This is a genomic window from Pantoea agglomerans NBRC 102470, from assembly GCF_001598475.1.
Classification (GTDB): Bacteria; Pseudomonadota; Gammaproteobacteria; order Enterobacterales; family Enterobacteriaceae; genus Pantoea; species Pantoea agglomerans.
This window is the reverse complement of the sequence record NZ_BCZA01000017.1, coordinates 1-21,430: the sequence shown is the minus strand read 5'-3', so window position 1 is coordinate 21,430 and position 21,430 is coordinate 1. Positions and strand designations below refer to the sequence as shown.

Sequence of the window (21,430 nt, the reverse complement as noted above, 5' to 3'; positions counted from 1 at the left end):
TTATTGGCTGAAGCAGAGCGGTTAAGCCGCAGCAGCAGCAGGACGCACGCCCAGGGTGTGACAAATGGCGTAACTCATTTCGGCACGGTTCAGCGTGTAGAAATGAAAATCCTTCACCCCTTCGCGTGACAGGATTTTCACCATATCCATCGCGATATTGGCTCCCACCATTTTCCGCGTTTCCGGATCATCATCCAGACCGGCGAACATCGCGCTCATCCAGCCCGGCACGCGCACATTGGTCAGCGTGGCAAAGCGTTGCAGCTGTTTAAAGTTAGAGACCGGCAGAATGCCCGGCACAATTTCCACGTCAATGCCGGTCGCGACACAGCGATCGCGGAAACGCAGATAACTTTCAACGTCGAAGAAAAACTGGGTAATAGCCCGGTTGGCACCTGCATCGATTTTTCGCTTCAGGTTAATCAGATCGGCCTGGGCGCTTTTCGCTTCGGGATGGACTTCCGGATAGGCCGCAACCGAAATATCAAAATCACCCACCTCTTTCAGCAGCGAAACCAGATCGCTGCCATACATTTCTGGCTTACCGCTGCCAGGAGGCAGATCGCCGCGCAGCGCCACAATGTGACGGATGCCGTTGTTCCAGTAATCCTGAGCGATGGTACGCAGTTCATCGCGCGTGGCATCGACACAGGTCAGATGGGGAGCAGCTTCCAGACCGGTGCGATCTTTAATGCCTTTGATAATGCTATGGGTGCGATCACGTTCACCTGAGTTCGCACCGTAGGTCACAGAAACGAATTTCGGTTTCAGACTGCTCAGGCGATCGATAGAGGTCCACAGGGTCTCTTCCATGTCGCTGGTACGAGGCGGGAAGAACTCAAATGAAACATTAATTTGCCCGTTCAGCTCAGCCAGGCTCTGGTTTAGCGCTTCGCGCTGATTGGCATGAAAGAAACTCATCCTGCACCCTCATCGATTAACAATCGGCCTGTGAACATCTACACGTTTAGACGTCCAGATGTTCAAAATGACGTAATCTGACTGTGCCGTCAACTTAAAAATGGTCGACAGTCGTGATCAATTTTCAATCAACATGAAGGCGATTCAACAGGGAAGCGATAACGCATTGAAAACAGGCGCCGAAGCGCCTGAGGAGGAGGAGTTACAGCAGTTGTGCGAGGCGATTAATATCTGACTGGATAGCGCCTGCGGTGACATCCCGGCCTGCGCCCGGTCCGCGGATCACCAGCGGATTATCGCGGTACCAGCGGCTCTCAATCGCAAAGACGTTGTCGCACGGCAGCAGTGAGGCCAGCGGATGTTCCGGACGCACCGCTTCAACACCCACGCGCGCCTTGCCGTTAGCATCAAACCGGGCAACGTAACGCAGCACCAGGTCCATCTCCTGCGCGGCTTCGAGCCGCTGCAGCATCTGCTCATTCAGCTCTTCGCCATTTTCAAAGAAGTGGTCGACAGATCCCTGCTGACAGTTACTGGGCACCAGCGATTCCACCCGCACCTGATCCGGCTCGATGTTGTAGCCTGCCTCACGCGCCAGGATAACCAGCTTGCGCATCACATCCTGACCCGAGAGATCGGCGCGCGGGTCGGGCTCGGTTAAACCCTGCTGCCACGCCTGATCCACCAGCTCGGTAAAGGGCACCGTGCCATCAAACTGCAGGAACAGCCACGACAACGTGCCGGAGAAGATCCCGCTGATCGCCAGGATGGTATCGCCGCTGTCGCGCAGATCGCGCACCGTATAGTTGATCGGCAGACCTGCGCCAACGGTGGCGTTATAGAGCCAGTGACGCCCGGTTTTGGTAAAGGCATCGCGGATCTGGCGCCAGGTCTGACTGTCAGACGCTCCCGCGACCTTATTGGCGCTGATAACGTGAAAACCGTGACTGGCGAAGTCGAGATACTGCTGCGCCAGCGGTGTGCTGGCAGTGACATCCAGCACCACCAGGTCATCAAACGGGTGAGCACGCATCCACAGGAACAGCGACTCTTCATCGCGCTCTACCGCTTCATCATCAAAGAAGGCGAGTGCCCGGCTGGCTTCCAGCCCTTCATAGCTCAGCAGGCTGCGACGGCTGTCCGCGACGCCCGCCAGCACAAATTCAAAGCCGGTACGCGCTGACAGCGTTTCCTGATCGCGGGCAAACAGCTCCAGCCAGCGTGAACCGATATTGCCTTTGCCAAACAGCATCAGACCGATGCGCTTTTCTGCCCGGAACAGCGACTGATGCAATCCCTGAATCAGATGCTGAGTCGGGCCGACGCGCAGCACTGCGACCACGCTGATGTGCTCTTCTGACTGCCAGATGAACTCAATTGGCTGATCCTTTAACTGCTGCCAGAAGCGATGGGTATGCAGCGGATTGCGGGTAACGCCTGCGCCAACCAGCGCCACCAGCGCCAGGCCGTCGCGCAGCTGCAGATGGCCCGGTAAACCGGCATCCTGTAGCAGCGTAAAGGCGCTGTTTACCACTTCGGCGGTGTAACAGAGCTGCAGCAATTGACGATCGGGATGAACGCCAAACGCCAGCGGACGCAGCTGCGCGCGCTTCAGCAACAGGTCTATCTCTTTGTGCAGGATGGCGAAGTCATGCTGCTCTGGCAGCTGAATCTCAATCAGGCAAACATCATCATGGCTGGTGACGATACGCGCGCCCGTCCCGGAGGCCAGCACGCGCTCAATGCGGGTTGAGCCCTGCTCCGGCTGATAACTGCAGCGCAGTTGCAGGTCGATATCGCTGCCTGAAACCGGCTGCAGAGTACGGGTGTGGAGAACCGGTGCAGCCAGGCGCGCCAGCTCGCTGGCTTCATCCAGCCTTAACAGCGGCAGCAGACAGGCATCAGAGACTTTACGGGGATCGGCACTGTAGACACCCGCCACATCGCTCCAGATGGTCACCCGCCCGACACCCGCCAGTGCGCCAATCTGCGTGGCAGAATAGTCGGAGCCGTTGCGGCCAAGCAGGACGGTTTCACCGGCGTCGTTGCGGCTGATAAATCCGGTCACCACGATGCGCTTGTGCGGATGCTGCGCCAGTAGAGTCTGTAGCAGTGGCCAGGACTTCCCTTCATCTACCTGCGGTTGTGCGGCACGTTCAGCGCGCAGAAACTCACGCGCATCCAGCCAGCAGGCCTGAAGGTCACGCTGGCTCAGTACCGCTGACATCAGGCGTGCCGACCAGACTTCACCATGACCGACCACTTCGGCATAGACCGCATCGGTAATCGGCGCATCCAGCAGTGCGGCCAGCTTTTCCAGGTCGCGGATAAACGCGGTGATTAAAGGTTCTGCGACCTCAGCAGGCAGCAGCGCACTGATCAGTTCGCTCTGGTAGCGCCGTAAGGCCTGTTGCACCTGATGCGCAGAGAGCCGATCGCTCTGGCTCAGCTTCAGCCAGCTAATCAGCTGGTTGGTGGTTGAGCCTGCCGCAGAGACCACCATCAGGTCGCCCGGCTGGCTGTAGTCCGCCATAATACCGGCAACGCGCTGATAGCAGCGCGCATCGGCCAGGCTGCTGCCGCCAAACTTATGCAACTGCCTGATGTTCGGCGTTCCCGCGCCTGCTGAAATCGTCATGCTTAACCCTCGGCTGCGACCCGGAATGCATTATCCAGATCGGCAATTAAATCTTCGTGATCTTCAATACCGACAGAAACCCGTAGCAGCGTATCGGAAATGCCCGCTGCCGCGCGTGCTTCTGCCGACATCCCCGCGTGCGTCATGGTGGCGGTATGGGAGATCAGACTCTCTACTCCGCCCAGCGATTCCGCCAGCGTAAATAGCTGCAGTGCTTTCAGGAAGCGACGCAGCAGCGCCTCATCACCGTCGACCTCGAAACTCAGCATCGCGCCAAAGCCGCGCTGCTGACGTACGGCATGTTCGTGTCCGGCGTTTTCCGGCAGCGAAGGATGATACAACTTTTTCACCAGTTTCTGCTGCTTCAGATACTCTACAATCGCGAGTGCGTTGCGTTGTGCGGCTGCAATCCGCGGTGAAAGCGTACGAATCCCGCGCAGCAGCAGATAACTGTCAAACGCTGCACCGGTCACACCAATGTTATTTGCCCACCAGGCCAGGTCGGTAGCGAGTTGCGGATCTTTGGCGATGACCGCGCCCGCCACGACATCGGAGTGGCCATTGAGGTATTTGGTACAGGAGTGGATCACCAGGTCCGCACCCAGCGCCAGAGGATTCTGCAGCGCCGGACTCATAAAGGTGTTGTCCACCACGCTGATGGCACCCGCAGCACGCGCAGCGGCGCAAATCGCGCTGATATCTACCACGCGCAGCAGCGGATTGCTGGGGCTTTCAATCAGCACCAGTTTTGGGTTTTCATCCAGAGCGGCCTGCAGCGCTACCGGATCACCCTGATCGACAAATTTCACCCGATAGGCGCCGCGCTGGCTCAGGCTGTCAAACAGCCGATAGCTGCCGCCATAACAGTCATGTGGCGCGACCAGCAGATCGCCAGGCTTCAGAAACACCGTCGTGACCAGGTGAATCGCCGACATCCCGGTATTGGTTAATACCGCGCCTGCTCCCCCTTCCAGTTCTGCCAGGGTACGCTGTACGACATCACGAGTGGGGTTGCCACGACGGGAGTAGTCATGCGCACGAGGCTCATTGAAATCCAGGAAGTTATAGGTCGTAGAGAGGTGGATTGGCGGGACAACGCAGCCATATTGCTCGTCATCATTCAAACCGCTGCGCACTGCGATGGTTGCCGGTTTACGCGTCATGAGCGAATTGTTCCTGAAGAGTGAATAAAATGTAGGCCACAGGATATCACCCTCTAATTAGACGTCAATACATCTGGACATCTAAATGTCTTTGCGTATAGATTGAGCAAAACCGCAATAACCGCTAAAATTATGCGTCATCGCCTGGCGTTCCCCTCTGTGAGACAGAGGCAGTGAGCGAAGAAAACCCGCCATATCAGGGGTCAGGCAGGAAAAAATCAGGCATAATCCGCTGATTTCCTAACATTTAACGTTTATTAATTAAGGTAACCCATGGCTGAATGGAACGGCGAATATATCAGCCCGTACGCTGAGCACGGTAAGAAGAGCGAGCAGGTCAAGAAGATCACAGTATCAATCCCATTGAGCGTGCTGAAGATTTTAACGGATGAGCGTACCCGTCGTCAGGTGAACAACCTGCGTCACGCCACCAACAGCGAGCTGCTTTGCGAAGCCTTTTTACATGCCTTTACGGGCCAACCGCTGCCGGATGACGTCGACCTGCGCAAAGAGCGTAGTGATGAGATTCCGGAAGAAGCAAAAGCAATCATGCGCCAGATGGGTGTCGATCCGGATACCTGGGAGTATTGATCTTTCAGCCATAAAAAAACCCAGCCGAAGCTGGGTTTTTTCTTGCCGCCGAACCCGCAGGTTCAGGTGCCTTTTAATCTTATTTTTTAGCGCCTGGCACGCTGAAACGCTTGTTAAAGCGGTCAACACGGCCACCAGTTGCCACTTCACGCTGCTTACCGGTATAGAACGGGTGGCATTTGCCACAAACGTCCAGGTTCAGTTCGTGAGTCAGTGTTGAACGGGTGTGGATCTCGTTGCCGCAGGTACATTTGATAGTAACTGCTTCGTATTTCGGGTGAATACCTTGTTTCATGGGAAACCTCATTGAAGGCCGTGTCGCTCTCCGTGCCAGGCTTTAACCTGCACAGCACCACACGCGATTGAACATTATAGGGTGTACTCCGGCCAGATATTTCTCACCGAAGGCGGCATATTATACAGGTAAGTTTCGATTGCTGCAAATATCTGCTGAGATACCCGCCATCAGGGTCAGCGTGTACACTAGCTTCCCCGATCATTGAGCCGGAAAGAGAGAGTTATGCCCGTAGTCCAGGTCGCCCTGCCCGTCCCCTTGCCCCGCCTGTTTGATTATCTGCCGCCACAGGGCGCGCAGCCGGTCATTGGTGGTCGCGTGAGTGTGCCCTTTGGCAATCGCAGGATGATCGGAATTGTGGTCGCCTTTCGTGAGAGCAGCGATCTGCCGGAAGCACAACTCAAGCGCGTGATCGAGGTACTGGATAGTGAATCCCTCTATCCAGCGTCGCTGTGGCGCATCCTTAACTGGGCCGCCAGTTACTATCATTCGCCGCAGGGAGAGGTACTGAGCCATGCTATTCCGGTACTGCTGCGTCAGGGCAAAGCGGCGCAGGACAATCCCTTATGGCGCTGGGAAATCACCGAGCAGGGTCGGGCGACTGCGCCGGAAAGTTTAAAGCGGGCACCGAAACAGCAGCAGGCGCTGGCTGCACTGCGTCAGCAACCGCTCTATCGTCATCAGGTCAGTGAACATGACCTCACGGATGCGACGCTGCAGGCGCTGCGCGCTAAAGGGTTATGCGAACTGCATGAGCATCAGCCGCAGATGCACGACTGGCGTACCACTTATGCCGTAAAAGGCGAACGTCTGCGGCTGAATACCGATCAGGCGATGGCCGTAGGTGCGATTCGGGCAGATGATGAACATTACGCAGCCTGGCTGCTGGCGGGCATCACGGGTTCAGGCAAAACCGAGGTTTACCTCAGCGTGCTGGAAAATGTGCTGGCACGCGGTAAACAGGCGCTGGTGCTGGTGCCGGAGATTGGCCTGACCCCGCAAACTATCGCCCGTTTTCGCGAACGTTTTGATGCGCCCATTGATGTGCTGCACTCCGCATTAAATGACAGTGAGCGGCTGGCGGTCTGGTTACGTGCGCGGCGCGGCGAAACGGCGATTGTGATTGGCACCCGATCGGCGCTGTTTACGCCGCTGGCCCGTCCTGGCGTAATTATTATCGATGAAGAGCATGACAGCTCCTATAAACAGCAGGAAGGCTGGCGCTATCAGGCGCGCGATCTGGCCGTCTTCCGCGCACATGAAGAGGATATCCCGATTGTTATGGGATCGGCGACCCCTGCTCTGGAGACACTGCACAATGTCCGCAGCGGCAAGTATCGCCAGCTCGACCTGACAAAACGCGCCGGCAATGCCAGACCGGCACTGCAACAGCTTATCGACTTAAAAGGCGTGCAGTTGATCGGCGGTCTGGCACCGGGCCTGATTGGTAAAATGCGCCAGCATCTGCAGGCCGATAATCAGGTGCTGTTGTTTCTTAACCGCCGCGGCTTTTCGCCCGCTCTGCTCTGTCATGATTGCGGCTGGATTGCTGAGTGTACCCGCTGTGACCGCTACTACACGCTGCATCAGCACCATCGCCAGCTACGCTGCCACCATTGCGACAGCCAGCGTCCGCTGCCTAACCAATGCCCGCAGTGTGGTTCAACCCATTTGCTACCGGTAGGCGTCGGGACTGAGCAGCTGGAGCAGCAGCTCGGCACACTTTTCCCTGGCGTGCCGGTGTCGCGAATCGATCGTGATACCACCAGCCGCAAAGGTGCGCTGGAGCAGCATCTGGCTGACGTTCATCGCGGCGGTGCACGAATCCTTGTCGGCACCCAGATGCTGGCCAAAGGCCACCACTTCCCCGATGTTACGCTGGTGTCGCTGCTGGATGTCGATGGTGCGCTGTTCTCAGCCGATTTTCGTGCGGCGGAACGCTTTGCTCAGCTCTACACCCAGGTCGCCGGTCGTGCTGGCCGTGCCGGCAAACAGGGCGAGGTGTTGCTGCAGACTCACCATCCGGAACATCCGCTGCTGCAGACGCTGTTGCACCAGGGCTATTCGGCGTTCGCCCAGCAGGCATTGCTGGAGCGACAGGCAGTCCATCTGCCGCCCTGGAGCCGCCATGCGCTGTTCCGCGCTGAAGATATGGATAACCAGCAGGCAGTGGAATTCCTGCAACAACTCCGTAATTTGCTGGAGGCAAGCACGCTGAACGATAAGGCGATGTGGTTTATGGGTCCGTTGCCTGCACTGCAGCCAAAACGCAGTGGACGCTGGCGCTGGCAACTGCTGCTGCAGCATCCCTCCCGGCAGCGTCTGCAACAGTTGCTGAGCAGTTCGTTGCCGTTGGTTTCAACCCTGCCCGCGGCGCGCAAAGTGAAATGGACGCTGGATATCGACCCTACCGAGAGCTGATTTAAGCTGACACTGCGAGCCAGATCGAAAAATGTCGCATAAGTCACAATTTTTATGCAAATTAAGTAACAACCAGCCGGGCAATCGTTAACAATGTTGCCCGGTTTGCCTTCAGGTCAGGCAGAAACAGAATTGAACGCGCCATAACGCGTCAGGAGCATGTGTTGGAGCAGAATCAACAACCGCCCGCCGCCACGATGAAAGATGTTGCGGAACATGCGGGCGTCTCAACCGCCACCGTATCGCGTGCGCTGATGAATCCGGAGAAGGTTTCTGCGGCCACCCGCCAGTAAGTCGAGCAGGCGGTTGCCGCCGTCGGCTACACGGCACATGGCCCCACGCGCAACGCCCGTCGTAATGAGACGCGTACCATCCTGGTCATTGTCCCTGACATCTGCGATCCCTTCTTTAGTGAAATCATCCGAGGCGTTGAAGTTACGGCAGCCGAAGAGGGCTATCTGGTGCTGATTGGTGACTGCGCGCATCAGAATCAGCAGGAGAGAACTTTTCTCAACCTGATGGTGACGCGACAGATCGATGGCATGGTGCTGCTCGGCTCAAAGTTGCCTTTTGATGCCAGCATTGATGAGCAACGCAACTTGCCGCCTATGGTAATGGCGAATGAGTTTGCGCCGGAAATGTCACTGCCCACTGTCCACATCGATAACCTGACCGCCGCATTTGAAGCGGTAAATCATTTACTGCAGTTGGGTCACACACATATCGCCTGTATCGCCGGGCCGGAAGAGATGCCGCTCTGCCAGTATCGTTTGCAGGGGTATGTCCAGGCGATGCGTCGCAGCGGGCTGACGGTCGATCCTACCTATATTGTGCGCGGTGACTTCACATTTGAAGCGGGCGTTGCCGCCATGAATCAGCTGATGACCCTGCCGCAACCGCCGCGCGCGCTCTTCTGCCACAGCGATATTATGGCACTTGGGGCGATGAATCAGGCCCGGCGCTGCGGACTGCGGATACCGGAGGACCTCTCTGTGGTCGGATTCGATGACATTGAGCTATCACGTTACTGCGAGCCGCCGCTGACCACGGTCACGCAGCCACGTTACCAGATAGGCCGGGAAGCGATGCTTCTGCTGCTGGATGAGTTAAATGGCAAACGAGTCATCAGCGGATCGCGGCTGCTGGATGCCGGTTTAACCATTCGTGGCAGCACGGCGCGAGCAAAAAAGCGTGAAAAATAAGCGTATTTGTCTGATTTTTTCAGTAGATTCTTAAGGCGAACACTGCTGGTCAAAGTTCCGACCCTTAAGTAACATGGCGGACTCCTTGCCGGGCGCGTAAAAATCATCATTTCGCCCATCTGGCACTATTTTTGAAGGGTATAAGAACGAGAGTGGCACAAAAAGATTACGTAGGCCGCGGGCGTTCAACAGGGACGCGTCGCAAAAAAAGCCCCAGCCGTGGCAAGAAGAGCAAAGGCGGTTCGGGAACATCTAAATTGATGATTGTACTGGCGGTCGCAGTGTTGGTGACCTTTGCCGGTGGTTTATGGTTCCTGGCGCATCACAAAAAAGAGGACGTGCCGGTCATTACGGATCATAAAGCCAACGGCAATGGCCTGCCGCCGAAGCCAGAAGAGCGCTGGAAATATATTAAAGAGCTGGAGAACCGTCAGGTCACTGTGCCGACACCTATCGAACCCTCTTCGGGTGGCGAAGTGAAGTCGCAGACACAGCTGACCGACGAGCAGCGCCAGTTGCTGGAGCAGATGCAGGCGGATATGCGTCAGCAGCCGACGCAGCTCAACGAAGTGCCGTGGAACGAACAGACGCCGGCGCAACGTCAGCAGACACTGCAGCATCAGCAGCAGTTGCAACAACTGCAACGTCAGCAGCAGCAGGTTCAGCAACAACAGCAGCAGCAACAGGTTCAGCAGCAACGTCAGCAGTTGCAGGCTCAGCAGCAACAGCAACGCCAGCAGCAGTTGCAGCAACAACAACAGCGCCAGCAACAGCAGCAATTACAACAACAGCAACGTCAGCAGCAGCAGCAGCAGCAGCAGCAGCAAAACGTACAGCGCCAGACGCAGCCAGCACCTGTTACGCGTGAACCGGAAGTGCAGCCAAAACCGCAGGAGACCGCGAAGGCGAAACCGGCGGAGAAAGCCTCTTCGCAGCGCTGGATGGTGCAGTGTGGTTCGTTTAAAGGCACTGACCAGGCTGAATCGGTGCGCGCAGGCTTAGCCTTTGAAGGATTTGAAAGCCGTATTACCACCGGTGGCGGCTGGAATCGTGTGGTTATCGGTCCTTATAAAGACCGCGCCTCCGCTGACAGCACCCTGAAGCGCCTGCGCAGTTCCGGACACTCCAGCTGTATTCCGCTCTCCGTCGGGGGTTGAAACCCGTCAAACCCGCCCCATATCTGTTGCATGATACTCCGCGCCCGGTGCGCGGAGTCCTTTTCCGACTGCAACAAGGGGTCTGCCCGTGACAACAATAGTAAGTGTACGACGCAACGGCCAGGTAGTGATTGGCGGTGATGGCCAGGCTACGCTCGGCAATACCGTGATGAAAGGCAACGTTAAAAAAGTGCGTCGTTTATACAACGATAAAGTGATTGCCGGATTTGCTGGCGGCACCGCAGACGCCTTCACCCTGTTTGAACTTTTCGAACGTAAACTGGAAATGCATCAGGGCCATCTGGTGAAAGCTGCGGTGGAACTGGCTAAAGACTGGCGTACTGACCGTATGCTGCGTCGCCTTGAAGCCTTACTGGCCGTCGCAGATGAATCAGCTTCACTGATCATCAGCGGTAACGGTGACGTCATCCAGCCTGAAAACGATCTGATCGCCATCGGCTCCGGTGGGCCTTTCGCCCAGGCAGCGGCACGTGCGCTGCTGGAGAATACCGAGATGGGCGCGCGCGACATCGTCGAAAAGTCGCTGAATATCGCGGGTGATATCTGCATCTACACTAACCACAACGTTAATTTCGAAGAATTAACGTCTAAGTCGTAAGGGTATAAATATGTCTGAGATGACTCCTCGCGAAATCGTCAGCGAACTGAACCGCTTTATCATCGGCCAGGAGAGCGCTAAGCGCGCCGTGGCTATTGCACTGCGTAACCGCTGGCGCCGCATGCAGCTCGACGAAGAGCTGCGCCATGAAGTGACCCCTAAAAATATCCTGATGATCGGTCCGACCGGTGTCGGTAAAACCGAGATCGCGCGTCGTCTGGCTAAGCTGGCCAATGCGCCGTTTATCAAAGTAGAGGCGACCAAATTTACCGAAGTCGGTTATGTCGGTAAGGAAGTGGACTCTATCATTCGTGACCTGACCGATTCGGCCATTAAGATGGTGCGCAGTCAGGCGATTGAAAAGAACAAATATCGTGCCGAAGAGATGGCGGAAGAGCGCATTCTTGATGTGCTGATTCCACCAGCAAAAAACAACTGGGGCCAGTCAGAGCAGAGCGCTGAACCCTCTGCAGCACGCCAGTCGTTCCGCAAGAAGCTGCGCGAAGGCCAGCTGGACGATAAAGAGATTGAGATCGACCTGGCCGCCAGCAGCCCTGGCGTCGAAATCATGGCCCCTCCGGGCATGGAAGAGATGACCAGCCAGCTGCAGTCGATGTTCCAGAACCTCGGCGGCCAGAAGCAGAAAGCCCGCAAGCTGAAGATCAAAGAAGCGATGAAGCTGCTGATCGAAGAAGAAGCGGCCAAACTGGTTAACCCGGAAGAGCTTAAGCAGGACGCGATTGATGCCGTTGAGCAGCACGGTATCGTGTTTATCGATGAGATCGACAAAATCTGTAAGCGCGGCGGCCAGAATGCCGGCGGCCCGGATGTCTCACGCGAAGGCGTTCAGCGCGACCTGCTGCCGCTGGTGGAAGGCTGCACCGTCTCCACCAAGCATGGTATGGTGAAAACAGACCACATTCTGTTTATCGCCTCAGGCGCGTTCCAGGTTGCCAGCCCATCCGATCTGATCCCGGAACTGCAGGGTCGTCTGCCCATCCGTGTTGAGCTGCAGGCGCTGACCGTGAACGATTTCCAGCGCATCCTGACCGAGCCGAATGCCTCGATTACCGTGCAGTACAAAGCCCTGATGAATACCGAGGGCGTGAACATTGAGTTCACCGAAGAGGGTATTCGCCGGATCGCTGAAGCCGCATGGCAGGTCAACGAAACCACCGAAAACATCGGTGCGCGCCGTCTGCATACTGTGCTGGAGCGTCTGATGGAAGATATTTCGTATGACGCCAGCGATCGTCATGGTGAATCCGTTACCATCGATGCTGATTATGTCGGTAAACATCTGGATGAACTGGTGGCTGACGAAGACCTTAGCCGCTTCATTCTCTGATCCACTGATTCAGCGCTTTTCAGAAGCCCAGCCAACCCGGCTGGGCTTTTTTATGCATGTTCTTGATCGAACGATGCTTTTTTCATACTGATGATTTTGCCAACAATCTGCATATAGCGATATACTTACCCTTCCTGTGGCAAACAGACGAAACCCTTATGAAATACGATACATCTGAACTCTGCGATATCTACCATGAAGAAGTGAATGTTGTTGAACCGCTTTTTTCAAATTTTGGTGGGCGCACTTCATTCGGTGGTCAGATTACCACAGTGAAATGCTTTGAAGACAACGGCTTACTTTACGATCTGCTGGAAGAGAATGGCCGGGGTCGGGTACTGGTGATTGATGGCGGCGGCTCAGTGCGCCGTGCACTGGTGGATGCGCAGCTGGCACGTCTGGCGGCAACCAACGAGTGGGAAGGTCTGGTGATTTACGGTTCGGTACGCCAGGTTGATGAGCTGGAAGAGCTGGAGATTGGCATTCAGGCAATTGCCGCGATTCCGGCAGGCGCTGCGGGTGAAGGGATTGGCGAAAGCGATGTGCGCGTTAATTTCGGCGGCGTCACCTTCTTCTCCGGCGACCATCTCTATGCCGACAACACCGGTATCATTCTGTCAGAGGATGCGCTGGACCTCGAATAGGCCAGACATGAAAACGGGTGCCTGAGCACCCGTTTTTCACATCAGCTGAGGCTTCAAACCTCTTCCATTTTTCCCAGCAATGCACGCAGACGTTCCTGCCACACGTGTTGCTCTTCTTTCAGGTGCTGATTTTCACGCATCAGCGCATCGTGGTTGCCCGCGACTTGTTGCGCATCGTTACGCAGTGAGTTGTTCTGCTCTTTCAGCTCTTCGATTTCCATCTGCAACAGGGTGATGGTATCAATCGCCTGCTGTACTTTCGCTTCCAGTTTCTCAAACACTTCAAATGACATCTTTCTGACCTCTCCTAAATTCCTGCAAGGCGTTGATGATGCCAGCTTAAGCCAGCAACGTTGTCCCGATTGTATGTAGCCTCACCCCGCAAGTCCAGCAACGCGGCCGCTGCGGGCGTAGTCTGTAACACTTTTCAGCCAATCCCTGAATTTACGCTGCGCTGACTGCGACGGCTTTCTGGTACGGGTGCGTTATCCCCGTCATCAGGCGCGAATATTGGCTAAGGAAAGCCAGAATACGCGAAAACGCGCATTTTTATGACGCAGTACACAAAAAACGATTTCGCTATTTCTCGTTTATGTTCGTTAACGATAAATTCACACCAGCCCTACATTAAAGCTGGGTGCCTCATGGAATGAGAACAAAAACTGATAAAATTTAACCTCGCTTCAGGAACCACTATTATGAGTCAGACAACTAACACGCTCAAAGGTCAGTGTATTGCCGAATTTCTGGGGACAGGCTTGATTATTTTCTTTGGCGCAGGCTGTGTGGCTGCACTGAAACTCGCCGGTGCCGCCTTCGGTCAGTGGGAGATCTGCATCATCTGGGGTCTTGGCGTTTCCATGGCCGCCTACCTCACCGCAGGCATTTCGGGCGCGCACCTGAACCCGGCAATTACCGTTGCACTCTGCCTGTTTGCTAATTTTGAAGGACGTAAAGTTCTGCCTTATATCGTATCGCAGATTGCCGGTGCCTTCTGTGCCGCGGCGCTGGTATACGGTCTCTACTACAGCCTGTTTTTTGATTATGAGCAGAGCCACCAGATGGTGCGCGGCACGGTTGAAAGTCTCGACCTGGCAGGCATCTTCTCAACCTACCCTAATCCACATATCGGTGTCGGCCAGGCCTTCCTGGTTGAGATGGTCATCACTGCAGTATTAATGGCGGTCATTATGGGTCTGACGGATGACGGCAACGGCATTCCACGTGGCCCACTGGCTCCACTGCTGATTGGCCTGCTGGTTGCGGTTATCGGTGGCTCCATGGGTCCTCTGACCGGCTTCGCCCTTAACCCGGCTCGTGATTTCGGACCGAAGATCTTCGCATGGCTGGCAGGCTGGGGTAACGTTGCCTTTACCGGTGGTCGTGACATCCCTTACTTCCTCGTGCCGATTTTTGGCCCGCTGGTCGGTGCCTGCCTGGGTGCAGTAGGTTATCGCACACTGATTGGTCGCTACCTGCCAGGTACCGCCCAGGAACCTGCAAGCGTTCCAGCAGACAAACCGGTTGCACGCGCTCAGCAGCGTAAAGCGTAAGTTTCACCTTTTATCATCAGGACAGAATTTATGACTACCACAGATAAAAAATATATTGTCGCGCTCGATCAGGGCACAACCAGCTCCCGCGCCGTCATTCTCGACCACGACTCTAATATCGTCGCGGTATCGCAGCGCGAATTCACCCAGATCTACCCGAAAGCGGGCTGGGTTGAACATGATCCAATGGATATCTGGGCTTCACAAAGCTCAACGCTGGTTGAAGTGCTGGCCCATGCCGACATCCGCTCTGATGAGATTGCGGCAATCGGTATCACCAACCAGCGCGAAACCGCTATCGTCTGGGAAAAAGAGACCGGTAAGCCGATCTACAACGCCATCGTCTGGCAGGATCCCCGCACCGCCGACTACTGTCACAAACTGAAGAAAGAGGGTCTGGAAGAGTATATCCAGCACACCACCGGTCTGGTGATTAACCCTTACTTCTCCGGAACCAAAGTGAAGTGGATCCTGGATCACGTTGAAGGCTCTCGTGAGCGTGCAAAACGCGGCGAGTTGCTGTTTGGTACCGTTGATACCTGGCTGGTCTGGAAAATGACCCAGGGCCGGGTGCATATCACCGACTATACCAACGCCTCCCGCACCATGATGTTTAACATCCATAAGCTGGAGTGGGATCAGCGTATGCTGGATATCCTGGATATCCCGCGTGAAATGCTGCCAGAAGTGAAGTCCTCTTCTGAAGTCTATGGTCAGACCAACATCGGTGGTAAAGGCGGTACACGTATTCCAATCGCCGGTATTGCCGGTGACCAGCAGGCTGCGCTGTATGGCCAGCTCTGTGTTCAGCCTGGCATGGCGAAAAACACCTACGGCACCGGCTGCTTTATGCTGATGAACACCGGTACTGAAGCGGTAACCTCGACGCACGGCCTGCTGACCACTATCGCCTGTGGCCCGCGCGGTGAAGTGAACTATGCACTGGAAGGGGCTGTGTTTATCGGTGGCGCCTCTATTCAGTGGCTGCGCGATGAGATGAAGCTGATCAGTGAAGCTGCTGACTCTGAATATTTTGCGATGAAAGTGAAAGACACCAACGGCGTTTACATGGTGCCTGCTTTCACCGGCCTGGGCGCCCCTTACTGGGACCCGTATGCCCGTGGTGCTATCTTCGGTCTGACCCGTGGTGCTAATGCTAACCACATCATCCGTGCGACGCTGGAGTCTATCGCTTATCAGACGCGCGACGTGCTGGAAGCGATGCAGAACGATGCCAACACCCGCCTGCAGGCGCTGCGTGTCGATGGTGGCGCGGTTTCCAACAACTTCCTGATGCAGTTTCAGTCTGACATCCTCGGCACCCGTGTTGAGCGTCCGGAAGTGCGTGAAGTCACCGCGCTGGGTTCTGCTTATCTGGCAGGTCTGGCCGTCGGCTTCTGGCAGGATCTGGATGAAGTCCGCTCTAAAGCGGTTATTGAGCGTGAATTCCGTCCAAGCCTGGAAACCACCGAGCGTAACTTCCGTTATGCTGGCTGGAAAAAAGCCGTAGCCCGCGCCCAGGCGTGGGAAGAACAAGAGTAATATCAATGCCCGCGACCCTTGCTGTCGCGGGCCTTTTCCCCGCTCCACTGCCTCGCTGTGTTACACTGCCCGCCTGTTTTTTGTCAGGTAGATGCCATGAAACGAGAACTTGCCATTGAATTTTCCCGCGTAACCGAAGCTGCCGCCCTGGCAGGCTATCACTGGTTAGGACGCGGCGACAAAAATGCGGCTGACGGCGCGGCTGTCCATGCCATGCGTCATGTCCTGAACTCCATTGAAATCGACGGTCAGATTGTGATCGGTGAAGGCGAAATCGACGAAGCTCCGATGCTCTATATCGGTGAAAAAGTCGGTACCGGCCGCGGCGATGCGGTCGACATTGCGGTCGATCCGATTGAAGGCACCCGCATGACGGCGCTTGGCCAGGCTAACGCGCTGGCGGTGATGGCCGTAGGCGATAAGGGCAGCTTTCTGCACGCACCCGACATGTACATGGAAAAACTGATTGTTGGCCCCGCAGCGCGTGGAGAGATCGATCTTGACCTGCCGCTGGAAACCAACCTGCGTAATATCGCCATCGCGATGAATAAGCCGCTATCACAGCTAACCGTATCGATTCTGGCAAAGCCGCGTCATGACGCAGTGATCAGTCAGTTGCAGCAACTGGGCGTGCGGGTGTTTACCTTCCCGGATGGCGATGTCGCCGCCTCCATTCTGACCTGCATGCCGGACAGCGAAGTGGATGTGATGTATGGCATCGGCGGCGCACCGGAAGGCGTGGTCTCTGCGGCGGTGATCCGCGCGCTGGATGGGGATATGCAGGGCCGGTTACTGGCGCGTCACCACGTGAAAGGCGACAGCGCGGAAAACCGTCTGCTGGGTGAGCTGGAGCTGCAGCGCTGCGCAGAGATGGGGATTGAAGCGGGCAAAAAGCTGATGCTGAATGAGATGGCACGCAATGACAACGTGGTGTTTGCCGCCACCGGCATTACCAGTGGCGAACTACTGAAAGGCATTACGCGTCAGGGCAATATCGCCACCAGCGAGACCCTGCTGATTCGCGGTAAATCACGCACCATCCGCCGTATTCAGTCGATTCACTATCTCGACCGTAAAGATCCGGCGCTACATCCCTTTATCCTGTAACCGGCTGGTTGCCGCGCTCCGGCTGACGTGAGAGCGGCAACCAGCAGAGCAGCATCACCAGCGCCGTGAAAAACATCAGCATGCCAAGGCTGAACTGATCGCGCTGCGGCATCATGGCTGACAGCCACGCCACCAGGCCCGATCCCAGGTTCTGCATCCCGCCAATCAGCGCGCCCGCGCTACCCGCCAGCCAGGCATAAGGTTCCATCGCGCCTGAAGTCGCCAGCGGGAACAGCATGCCAGCCCCAAAGAAGAACAGCGCAGCCGGAACCAGCAGCGTCCAGATATTCATCACGCCGAACCATGCCGGGATCCACATCAGGATGCCCGCCAGCAGGCAGCTATTTACGCCCCACCACATCAGACTGTGCCATGAACCCTGCTCGCGACCGGCAAACCAGGCACCAAAAAATGCTGCCGGAATCGGCAGGATGAACAGGATGCTGACGGTCAGGCTATGCAGGCCGAGCACGCCGCCCAGCAGAACGCCACAGCTCGACTCAAATACCGCAATCCCGGCCAGAGCGCCAATCAGCAGCACAATGTAGCGAACGAAATTCGCGTCACTGAGCAGGCGGGCGTAGCGTTTAAAGAAAGGGGTCACTTCCGCACTCTGCGGTCGGGTCTCCGGCAGCCAGCGTGCCATTGAAACGGTTACCGCCAGACAGAGCAGCAGCAGAAAGGCAAAGCAGGCGTGCCAGCCAAAGAGCTGCGTCAGCAGTGCACCAATCACCGGCGCCAGCAGCGGGCTGACCAGAATGCCCATATTAAGCAGGCTGTTAGCGCGGCGCAGTGCGTGCCCCTCGTAGAGATCGCGCGGCATGGTGCGGGCCATCACGCCAGCTACGCCGGTGCCCAGTCCCTGAACAGCGCTGCCGAACACCAGCATATCGAGCGACGTCGCCATCAGTGCCGTGATTGCGCCGATCATAAAGATCATCATGCCCGCCAGAATCACCGGACGACGACCGATGCTGTCTGACAGCGGGCCATAGATCAGCTGGGATCCGCCATAGGTCATCAGATAGGCCGCCATCACACGCTGCAGCGCGCCATCCCGCACATTCAGAGCATCCGCCATCACCGACATCGCCGGGACGTAGATAGTCTGTGCCATCTGCCCTACTGCCACCAGCACAATGAGCATCACCAGCAGCGGGCGATTTTCGAGTTTAGTCATCATGATTATGCAAAATTTCTTTCTGTGAAAGGAGGTTAAAACAGCGGTTCACCCGCCAGTCATCTTGTTATGGCGGGCAAAATATCAGGATTAGATGACAAAGCGAGAGGTAAGCGAAAAGGTCCCGGCTTGCGCCTGTCAAGTTTATGGGCCAGCCTGTAAAGACAAAGTAACAGTTTGTCGATTAGAGCCTTTGCCCCGGCGCAGGCTGGCAATCTCACCGGGCAGCCGCGAAAATAGTGACCTGCCTGAATAATCAACAACCAGGGAGTGATTATGGCTGAGTGGGTCAATGCTGAAGTAAAGGAAGTGAAAAACTGGACGGATGCGCTGTTCAGTCTCCGGGTAAAAGCGCCCATCGATCCCTTTATCGCCGGGCAATTTGCCAAGCTGGCACTGGAAATCGACGGTGAGCGGGTACAGCGCGCTTACTCTTACGTCAATGCGCCGAAAGATGATCTGCTGGAGTTCTACCTGGTCACCGTGCCAGAGGGCAAACTGAGTCCACATCTGCAGACACTTCGGCCTGGCGATCAGGTGATGGTCACTAAAGAAGCGGCAGGATTCTTTGTGATGGATGAGGTCCCTGAGTGCAAAACCTTATGGATGCTGGCAACCGGCACCGCTATTGGCCCCTACCTGTCGATGCTACAGCAGGGCGAAGGGCTGGATCGCTTTGAAAACATCGTGCTGGTCCATGCTGCCCGCTATGCGGCCGACCTGAGCTTTTTGCCGCTGATGCAGCAGCTGCAACAACATTATCAAGGCAAGCTGCACATCCAGACGGTGGTGAGTCGCGAAGAGATCGCCGGTTCGCTGACTGGCCGGGTCCCGGCGCTGATCGAAAACGGTGAGCTGGAGCGCGCTACCGGGTTAAGCCTGGATGCCGACAGCAGCCATGTGATGCTGTGCGGCAACCCGCAGATGGTGCGTGATACCCAGCAATTACTGAAAGAGACGCGCGAGATGCGCAAGCACCTGAAGCGTAAGCCGGGCCATATCACCAGCGAACATTACTGGTGAGCCGTTTGCCGGTATCTCACCGGCTGAGTCGCGGTACCAAACCGGTTAGCGCCGGGGGTACCGCGAAAGAGACCGAGATCGAGCAGCAGGCCAGCCAGTAACACAAACGGAATGGCGCGACCCAACAGCCAGGGCAGTATGCCGTCCAGCATGCTCCAGTTCCCTGCCACCAGCAGCCAGGCAACAATCACCAGAAATCCCCAGTAGCCGCGGCGATTACGATCGTGCAACCGTTTAACGATAACCGCGCTGGCGGGCCACAGCAGGCAGACCACGCCAAAGGCCGCCATCTGAGTATCAAGCCAGTCGTTAGCCGCTAACGCGAATAACAGGGTTGTTGTCAGCAACCAGACCGCCTGCCAGATCCAGAAATCACGTCGTCCCAGCCGGCCGCGCCAGGAAAAACACCATTGTTGTAACGTCATGCATTATCATCCAGAGAGAAGAGAACCGCTGCGGTTTTGACCTCGCGGATAAAAACCGTTTTAATTTGCGCCTGAGTTTACGGGTTAGGATCGACAAAATGAAGAATTTGCCTGGCGCACTGCTGTTATCGTTTGCGCTGACGGTTCCGGTCTTTGCCGCCGATCCGCCACCGCAGGATCGGGCCGATGCGTTGCCCACCGCCCCCTATCTGCTGGCGGGCGCTCCCACCTTTGATATGACTATCGGCCAGTTCCGCGAAAAGTATAATCAGGCCAACGGGGCGCTGATGCTGCCGGAATATCGCGCCATTGATAATCGGGGTGACAAAAGCACCCTGACGCGCGCCGCCAGCAAAATCAATGAAACTCTCTATGCGTCTACCGCGCTGGAGCCCGGTACCGGCAAAATTAAGACGCTGCAGATTACCTGGCTACCGTTGCCAGGTCCGGATCAGAACGCCTCACAGCAAAAAGCGCTGGCCTACATGACCGCCATGTTGCGCTTCTTTGTACCGGGACTGAGCGCCGATGAGGGACGTAAAAAGCTGGAGGGTTTGCTGAAGCAAGGTAAGGATTTACCCTACTTTGCACAGGTCGAGGGCGCGTTGCGTTTTGTGGTGGCTGACAACGGCGACAAGGGGCTGACCTTCGCCATTGAGCCGGTCAAACTGGCGCTCGCCAGCCCCTGATGATGAGGCCGAAAATGACGAAAAGCAAAGCCATCGCTACATTTGATCTCTATACTGTCTGGCAGACAACGCTGCCAGCTGGCAGCGATTTTTCATGTATCGCTTTATGCGGAGGATAGAATGCGACATCCACTGGTTATGGGTAACTGGAAGTTGAATGGCAGCAAGCAGATCACAGCTGAACTGATCGCCGGTCTGCGCAAGGAACTGTCTGGCGTTGAGGGTTGTGGCGTCGCCATTGCACCGCCAGCTCTCTATCTCGAGCAGGCAAAACACGCCATCTCCGGTAGCCACATCGCACTGGGTGCGCAGAACGTAGACGTTAACCTGTCTGGTGCGTTTACCGGTGAAGTTTCCGCAGAGATGCTGAAAGATATCGGCGCGAAATATATCATTATCGGTCACTCAGAGCGCCGCACTTACCACAAAGAGAGCGACGAATTCATCGCGAAGAAATACGCGGTGCTGAAGTCAGTGGGCCTGGTACCGGTGCTGTGCATTGGTGAAACCGAAGCGGAAAACGAAGCGGGTAAAACCGAAGAGGTCTGCGCTCGTCAGCTGGATGCCGTTCTGGAAACTCAGGGCGCCGAAGCGTTTAAAGATGCGGTCATCGCGTATGAGCCAGTCTGGGCCATCGGTACCGGCAAATCTGCCACCCCTGCTCAGGCTCAGGCCGTTCACAAATTCATTCGTGACCATATCGCGAAGAAAGATGCGGCTATCGCAGAACAGGTCATCATTCAGTACGGCGGCTCAGTTAACGATAAAAATGCGGCTGAGCTCTTCACCCAGCCCGACATCGATGGCGCGCTGGTTGGCGGTGCCTCACTGAAAGCGGACGCTTTCGCTGTGATCGTTAAAGCTGCAGCGGCTGCAAAAAGCGCCTAAGCAGTAAACGTACCGATTAAAGGC

The 21,430-nt window shown here is 56.2% G+C and carries 19 protein-coding genes and 1 pseudogene; 13 read left to right on the top strand and 7 right to left on the bottom strand.

All coding sequences use genetic code 11. The features are described from left to right. Nucleotides 1-21 precede the first annotated feature (21 nt). The 3 genes from metF to metB form a co-directional block, all read right to left on the bottom strand. Nucleotides 22-921 carry a methylenetetrahydrofolate reductase gene (gene metF, locus PAG01S_RS21020; RefSeq protein ID WP_010258148.1) on the bottom strand — a complete coding sequence of 300 codons (900 nt, stop codon included), beginning with the start codon at nt 919-921 and terminating at the stop codon, nt 22-24. 202 nt (nt 922-1,123) lie between these two features. Then, entirely contained in the window at nt 1,124-3,559 is a 2,436-nt protein-coding gene (locus tag PAG01S_RS21015) for a bifunctional aspartate kinase/homoserine dehydrogenase II (protein ID WP_010258152.1), read from the bottom strand. Nucleotides 3,560-3,561: 2 nt separating this feature from the next. Further along, on the bottom strand, nt 3,562-4,722 hold the full coding sequence (gene metB, locus PAG01S_RS21010) for a cystathionine gamma-synthase (RefSeq protein WP_060681301.1): 1,161 nt from the start codon (nt 4,720-4,722) through the stop codon (nt 3,562-3,564). Between the two features lie 273 nt (nt 4,723-4,995). Here metB and metJ point away from each other — a divergent pair, with 273 nt between their 5' ends. After that, a complete protein-coding gene (gene metJ, locus PAG01S_RS21005; protein WP_009088019.1) occupies nt 4,996-5,313 on the top strand; it encodes a met regulon transcriptional regulator MetJ in 318 nt (105 codons plus the stop codon). 79 nt (nt 5,314-5,392) lie between these two features. Here the strand turns inward: metJ and rpmE are convergent, their stop codons facing one another. After that, entirely contained in the window at nt 5,393-5,608 is a 216-nt protein-coding gene (gene rpmE, locus PAG01S_RS21000) for a 50S ribosomal protein L31 (protein WP_003851227.1), read from the bottom strand. Nucleotides 5,609-5,833: 225 nt separating this feature from the next. Between rpmE and priA the strand changes: the two genes are divergently transcribed. The 6 genes and pseudogenes from priA (at nt 5,834) to rraA (ending at nt 12,999) form a co-directional block, all read left to right on the top strand. Further along, nucleotides 5,834-8,029 (top strand): primosomal protein N', encoded by a 2,196-nt coding sequence (gene priA, locus PAG01S_RS20995; RefSeq protein ID WP_062759671.1) that lies wholly within the window; start codon nt 5,834-5,836, stop codon nt 8,027-8,029. A gap of 164 nt (nt 8,030-8,193) precedes the next feature. Continuing rightward, nucleotides 8,194-9,231: pseudogene (cytR, locus tag PAG01S_RS20990) on the top strand (DNA-binding transcriptional regulator CytR). 152 nt (nt 9,232-9,383) lie between these two features. Further along, nucleotides 9,384-10,388, top strand: a complete 1,005-nt coding sequence (gene ftsN / locus PAG01S_RS20985) for a cell division protein FtsN (protein ID WP_033775642.1) — start codon at nt 9,384-9,386, stop codon at nt 10,386-10,388. Between the two features lie 88 nt (nt 10,389-10,476). Further along, nucleotides 10,477-11,007 carry an ATP-dependent protease subunit HslV gene (gene hslV, locus PAG01S_RS20980; RefSeq protein WP_010258174.1) on the top strand — a complete coding sequence of 177 codons (531 nt, stop codon included), beginning with the start codon at nt 10,477-10,479 and terminating at the stop codon, nt 11,005-11,007. Between the two features lie 10 nt (nt 11,008-11,017). Next, nucleotides 11,018-12,355, top strand: a complete 1,338-nt coding sequence (gene hslU, locus PAG01S_RS20975) for an ATP-dependent protease ATPase subunit HslU (RefSeq protein ID WP_010258177.1) — start codon at nt 11,018-11,020, stop codon at nt 12,353-12,355. Between the two features lie 158 nt (nt 12,356-12,513). Further along, on the top strand, nt 12,514-12,999 hold the full coding sequence (rraA, locus tag PAG01S_RS20970) for a ribonuclease E activity regulator RraA (RefSeq protein ID WP_009088032.1): 486 nt from the start codon (nt 12,514-12,516) through the stop codon (nt 12,997-12,999). 53 nt (nt 13,000-13,052) lie between these two features. Here rraA and zapB read toward each other — a convergent pair whose 3' ends face one another. Further along, the gene (gene zapB, locus PAG01S_RS20965; protein WP_003851242.1) at nt 13,053-13,292 is read right to left on the bottom strand and encodes a cell division protein ZapB; all 240 of its coding nucleotides are present in this window, start codon (nt 13,290-13,292) and stop codon (nt 13,053-13,055) included. Nucleotides 13,293-13,697: 405 nt separating this feature from the next. On the opposite strand from zapB, the gene PAG01S_RS20960 reads away from it, so the two are divergent. The 3 genes from PAG01S_RS20960 to glpX all read left to right on the top strand — a co-directional run bounded on the left by PAG01S_RS20960 (nt 13,698) and on the right by glpX (nt 17,201). Further along, nucleotides 13,698-14,552: an MIP/aquaporin family protein gene (locus PAG01S_RS20960; protein WP_010258182.1), complete on the top strand. Its 855-nt coding sequence runs from the start codon at nt 13,698-13,700 to the stop codon at nt 14,550-14,552. Nucleotides 14,553-14,582: 30 nt separating this feature from the next. Beyond that, nucleotides 14,583-16,094, top strand: coding sequence for a glycerol kinase GlpK (glpK, locus tag PAG01S_RS20955; RefSeq protein ID WP_010258184.1), 1,512 nt, complete (start codon nt 14,583-14,585; stop codon nt 16,092-16,094). 96 nt (nt 16,095-16,190) lie between these two features. After that, complete coding sequence (glpX, locus tag PAG01S_RS20950; protein ID WP_062759670.1) at nt 16,191-17,201, top strand: class II fructose-bisphosphatase; 1,011 nt, start codon at nt 16,191-16,193, stop codon at nt 17,199-17,201. On the opposite strand, the gene emrD is transcribed toward glpX, so the two are convergent. After that, entirely contained in the window at nt 17,191-18,384 is a 1,194-nt protein-coding gene (gene emrD / locus PAG01S_RS20945) for a multidrug efflux MFS transporter EmrD (protein WP_022624918.1), read from the bottom strand. The two genes, glpX and emrD, sit on opposite strands and share 11 nt — an antisense overlap. Nucleotides 18,385-18,657: 273 nt before the next feature. Between emrD and fpr the strand changes: the two genes are divergently transcribed. Further along, nucleotides 18,658-19,404 carry a ferredoxin--NADP(+) reductase gene (gene fpr / locus PAG01S_RS20940; RefSeq protein ID WP_062759669.1) on the top strand — a complete coding sequence of 249 codons (747 nt, stop codon included), beginning with the start codon at nt 18,658-18,660 and terminating at the stop codon, nt 19,402-19,404. On the opposite strand, the gene PAG01S_RS20935 is transcribed toward fpr, so the two are convergent. Further along, nucleotides 19,395-19,829 (bottom strand): DUF805 domain-containing protein, encoded by a 435-nt coding sequence (locus tag PAG01S_RS20935; RefSeq protein ID WP_010258192.1) that lies wholly within the window; start codon nt 19,827-19,829, stop codon nt 19,395-19,397. The two genes, fpr and PAG01S_RS20935, sit on opposite strands and share 10 nt — an antisense overlap. A 98-nt stretch (nt 19,830-19,927) precedes the next feature. Here PAG01S_RS20935 and PAG01S_RS20930 point away from each other — a divergent pair, with 98 nt between their 5' ends. Both PAG01S_RS20930 and tpiA read left to right on the top strand, forming a co-directional pair. Further along, a complete protein-coding gene (locus tag PAG01S_RS20930; RefSeq protein ID WP_033773144.1) occupies nt 19,928-20,518 on the top strand; it encodes a DUF1454 family protein in 591 nt (196 codons plus the stop codon). Between the two features lie 120 nt (nt 20,519-20,638). Continuing rightward, nucleotides 20,639-21,406, top strand: coding sequence for a triose-phosphate isomerase (tpiA, locus tag PAG01S_RS20925; protein ID WP_010258199.1), 768 nt, complete (start codon nt 20,639-20,641; stop codon nt 21,404-21,406). Nucleotides 21,407-21,430: the final 24 nt, after the last annotated feature.

Bases quoted from the DNA above. Each gene is read 5' to 3' on its own strand.
- metF (WP_010258148.1), bottom strand. From the start codon at position 921: ATGAGTTTCTTTCATGCCAATCAGCGCGAAGCGCTAAACCAGAGCCTG.
- PAG01S_RS21015 (WP_010258152.1), bottom strand. From the start codon at position 3,559: ATGACGATTTCAGCAGGCGCGGGAACGCCGAACATCAGGCAGTTGCAT.
- metB (WP_060681301.1), bottom strand. From the start codon at position 4,722: ATGACGCGTAAACCGGCAACCATCGCAGTGCGCAGCGGTTTGAATGAT.
- metJ (WP_009088019.1), top strand. From the start codon at position 4,996: ATGGCTGAATGGAACGGCGAATATATCAGCCCGTACGCTGAGCACGGT.
- rpmE (WP_003851227.1), bottom strand. From the start codon at position 5,608: ATGAAACAAGGTATTCACCCGAAATACGAAGCAGTTACTATCAAATGT.
- priA (WP_062759671.1), top strand. From the start codon at position 5,834: ATGCCCGTAGTCCAGGTCGCCCTGCCCGTCCCCTTGCCCCGCCTGTTT.
- hslU (WP_010258177.1), top strand. From the start codon at position 11,018: ATGTCTGAGATGACTCCTCGCGAAATCGTCAGCGAACTGAACCGCTTT.
- rraA (WP_009088032.1), top strand. From the start codon at position 12,514: ATGAAATACGATACATCTGAACTCTGCGATATCTACCATGAAGAAGTG.
- zapB (WP_003851242.1), bottom strand. From the start codon at position 13,292: ATGTCATTTGAAGTGTTTGAGAAACTGGAAGCGAAAGTACAGCAGGCG.
- PAG01S_RS20960 (WP_010258182.1), top strand. From the start codon at position 13,698: ATGAGTCAGACAACTAACACGCTCAAAGGTCAGTGTATTGCCGAATTT.
- glpK (WP_010258184.1), top strand. From the start codon at position 14,583: ATGACTACCACAGATAAAAAATATATTGTCGCGCTCGATCAGGGCACA.
- glpX (WP_062759670.1), top strand. From the start codon at position 16,191: ATGAAACGAGAACTTGCCATTGAATTTTCCCGCGTAACCGAAGCTGCC.
- emrD (WP_022624918.1), bottom strand. From the start codon at position 18,384: ATGATGACTAAACTCGAAAATCGCCCGCTGCTGGTGATGCTCATTGTG.
- fpr (WP_062759669.1), top strand. From the start codon at position 18,658: ATGGCTGAGTGGGTCAATGCTGAAGTAAAGGAAGTGAAAAACTGGACG.
- PAG01S_RS20935 (WP_010258192.1), bottom strand. From the start codon at position 19,829: ATGACGTTACAACAATGGTGTTTTTCCTGGCGCGGCCGGCTGGGACGA.
- PAG01S_RS20930 (WP_033773144.1), top strand. From the start codon at position 19,928: ATGAAGAATTTGCCTGGCGCACTGCTGTTATCGTTTGCGCTGACGGTT.
- tpiA (WP_010258199.1), top strand. From the start codon at position 20,639: ATGCGACATCCACTGGTTATGGGTAACTGGAAGTTGAATGGCAGCAAG.